This window comes from Acinetobacter sp. ACNIH3, assembly GCF_002918965.1.
GTDB lineage: Bacteria > Pseudomonadota > Gammaproteobacteria > Pseudomonadales > Moraxellaceae > Acinetobacter > Acinetobacter schindleri.
The window spans coordinates 1-2825 of sequence record NZ_PQLP01000103.1 but is presented as its reverse complement, the minus strand read 5'-3'; the positions used below and the strand labels follow the sequence as shown (position 1 = coordinate 2825).

General features: G+C 33.2%; 4 protein-coding genes and 1 pseudogene. 3 read left to right on the top strand and 2 right to left on the bottom strand.

Annotated elements, in window-relative coordinates:
* Together C3420_RS16690 and C3420_RS16685 are read left to right on the top strand one after the other, a co-directional pair.
* Positions 1-120, top strand: a pseudogene (locus C3420_RS16690) (IS30 family transposase); the annotation flags it as partial.
* Between the two features lie 264 nt (positions 121-384).
* Positions 385-1029, top strand: coding sequence for an SOS response-associated peptidase (locus C3420_RS16685; RefSeq protein ID WP_048881640.1), 645 nt, complete (start codon positions 385-387; stop codon positions 1027-1029).
* A 124-nt stretch (positions 1030-1153) separates the two neighbouring features.
* Here the strand turns inward: C3420_RS16685 and C3420_RS16680 are convergent, their stop codons facing one another.
* Positions 1154-1354 (bottom strand): hypothetical protein, encoded by a 201-nt coding sequence (locus C3420_RS16680; protein ID WP_004809161.1) that lies wholly within the window; start codon positions 1352-1354, stop codon positions 1154-1156.
* A 391-nt stretch (positions 1355-1745) separates the two neighbouring features.
* Here C3420_RS16680 and C3420_RS16675 point away from each other — a divergent pair, with 391 nt between their 5' ends.
* Positions 1746-2006, top strand: a complete 261-nt coding sequence (locus C3420_RS16675; RefSeq protein WP_103801094.1) for a WYL domain-containing protein — start codon at positions 1746-1748, stop codon at positions 2004-2006.
* A gap of 324 nt (positions 2007-2330) precedes the next feature.
* Here C3420_RS16675 and C3420_RS16670 read toward each other — a convergent pair whose 3' ends face one another.
* A complete protein-coding gene (locus tag C3420_RS16670) occupies positions 2331-2615 on the bottom strand; it encodes a hypothetical protein (RefSeq protein ID WP_004809157.1) in 285 nt (94 codons plus the stop codon).
* Positions 2616-2825: the final 210 nt, after the last annotated feature.

Genomic DNA, 2825 nt, shown 5'->3' with positions numbered 1-2825 from the left:
GTTGCCATGTCACTGAATACTCGTCCTAGAAAGGCGTTAGATTGGCTTACACCATTAGAGAAATTTGCTCAGCTTGTTGATTATCATATGGCTTTTGAAACTGTCGCACCTCATGTTTGAATTCGCCATGACTTAAATTACTTCTGTTTAATTATGTTCTTATTCTAATAAAAATAAAATAACAGGCATCCGGCATACTAGGTCTGAGTGCATTACATAACCAATTTCTTAAAGAGTAAAATATTTGTATTTCATGTTTAATACTGAGTGGAAAGTTATTCCAAACCTGCAAAAAGTGTAATTACGTTTTTAAGTGGTTTTGTGTCTATATTCATCTTATCTTAATTTTTATTACAGATAAAAATTAGAATGTAGAGGTCAATTATGTGCTCAAACTATGAGTTTCCTTCGAAACAACGCTTGTCTTTACTCGACATTCATGAAGAGCAGCTAGAATTAGAAATTAAATCTCATGTCTATCCACTTGCACCTGCTCCTATCATTATGCGTGGCACGGAAAATTTTGAACTCGATATTGCCCATTTTGGACTAATCCCTTCCTGGGCAAAAGAATTAAAATTTGGTCGTCACACCTACAATGCACGTACTGAAACAGTTGCCAGCAAACCCAGTTTTCGGCATGCCTGGGTAAAAAACCAATTTGCATTGGTGCCTGTAGATGTGTTCTATGAACCTAAATATATAGAGGGAAATTCACATTGGTTTGGAATTTCACATGCAGATGGTAACCCTTTTACTGTTGCTGCAATTTATGATGATGCCCATATTGATGGCAAGAGAATCAGATCTTTTTCAATGTTGACCATGAACGCAGATAAACATCCATTTATGAAACAGTTTCACCGTCCAGACGATGAAAAGCGTTCGATTATTGTCATCCCAGAAGAATTGCGCTATGACTGGTTGCACTGTAGTCATGAAGAAGCCAATGATTTTTTTATTGAAATGAAAGACGAATTTATTGCCAAGCCTCAGAATAAAGAAAATTTATTAGATAAGAAAAATTAAGTACTAATAACAGCATTCAGTTTACTTATTTAAATACTTATAGAGCAAAAGTATTTTATTAACACTTTTTAAAAGACAATTAAAAGCCCAAATAAAATTGGGCTTTATTGGATTAAAATTAGTTTCACTCTTCCACTTCTATAGGATCACCATCTTCCGGACGTGTATGACGCGTAGCATCATCTGCCGGGTCAACACTTGAACCATCTTTAGTAATTGCATTATATAATTCATCTTCCTTCTTATCATCAATAAATTCCTCGTCATCAAATTCCAGAGGCTCATTATCATCATTAAAGTTTAAAGGCTTTTCTTCATCTTTCATGGCGATCCCTTCATAATTATCATGAGAAATTCTTATGCTCAAACATTGGTTAAAGTTATTCAATAGTCAACAATCATCATTTGTGTAACTAAAAAGAAAGAAGAGTAAAATTTAAAATGTTTTAAAAAAAAATTATACGCTAATTTTGCTCTTAGCCTAAATCTATAATTTTAGTGATTTAAAAAATAAAATTTTTCTTGAAAGTAAGCTAACAAAGATAATTAGTTATCTTATAGCTGATTAAAATAGAAATTGTATTAAGGGATGGATACACAACAAAACCATAACCTTCTAGAGATACTACATAATAAAACTCCGATTAGAATTATTTTTAAAACATGAGTTTATTAGTTGTATTTCATACGATATTTATATTGATATCGAGATTAATATGAGTAATCAGCATATCAAAGAAATAATTTCCTCAGCTGGACGTAACTTGCATACCATTATCATCACTGCGCGAGAAGATGACGGTTCAATTGAAACACGCGAGGCGGAACCTTATAGTTATCGTCGTAAAGGTAAGACTGAGAAATTTTTTTGTTATGACATTCGCAGAGATGGTATCCGAAATTTTCATGTTGATAATATTATTTTCGTTGAAGAAACAGAAAATACTTTTTATCCACGCTGGATCGTAGAGGTTTAGGCTCAAATTTCATCAATAAAAATCAGACTGTCCTATCAAAGTCCACCTATTACAATGCAGGCTAACTTTAACAAGTCTAATAATAAATGAAACTAATATATTTTTTATTGATTAATTTACAATCAATTTAGCTTCTTTGATTTATAGAATGACCAAAAATTTAATTAACTATTATCTATTTACATAACCTTTAAAAATAAGGCGCATAATTTTTGGGATTGTACTTTATTATACATTTTCTTCATCAACGTCTTTCCAAACTTAAATTCAGTTATGAAGCCCAAAAGAAAACCGCCTTATGGCGGCTTTCTACGAGTTCAATACTTAGCGCTGTTGTCCGCGTTGATTTTGTTGATCACGCTGATGAGCTTGTTGTGTTGAATCTTGCTGTTGACCTTGTTGATTAGGCTGCTGTTGCTGTTGCAGATCCTGCTGATTCTGTTGATCTTGCTGGTTCTGCTGATTTTGCTGACGTTGATTTGGGTTCTGTTGATTTTGCTGGTTAGGCTGTTGCTGTTGCTGTTGATTTGGATTTTGCCATTGGTCTTGCTGATTTTGCTGACGCTGTTGCTGATTCTGGTTCGGATTTTGTTGGTTTTGGTTAGCCATTGGAGACGCTCCTTTTTCCTTTATAAGTAAATGAACCGATCTTTACGAGTTCAGTATTTACTCTACAGCCTTCTGCATAAACTCCAAGTCATAACCTGTTACAGACTAATTCAATGTAAAATAAATTGATTTAAACTATTGATAATCCATTTTTACACTTACATTATTTACCCAAGCATCTCGTAACTAATAAGAATAGCTACTAATATG

Coding starts and splice junctions, on each gene's coding strand:
- C3420_RS16685 (WP_048881640.1), top strand. CDS start 385: ATGTGCTCAAACTATGAGTTTCCTTCGAAACAACGCTTGTCTTTACTC.
- C3420_RS16680 (WP_004809161.1), bottom strand. CDS start 1,354: ATGAAAGATGAAGAAAAGCCTTTAAACTTTAATGATGATAATGAGCCT.
- C3420_RS16675 (WP_103801094.1), top strand. CDS start 1,746: ATGAGTAATCAGCATATCAAAGAAATAATTTCCTCAGCTGGACGTAAC.
- C3420_RS16670 (WP_004809157.1), bottom strand. CDS start 2,615: ATGGCTAACCAAAACCAACAAAATCCGAACCAGAATCAGCAACAGCGT.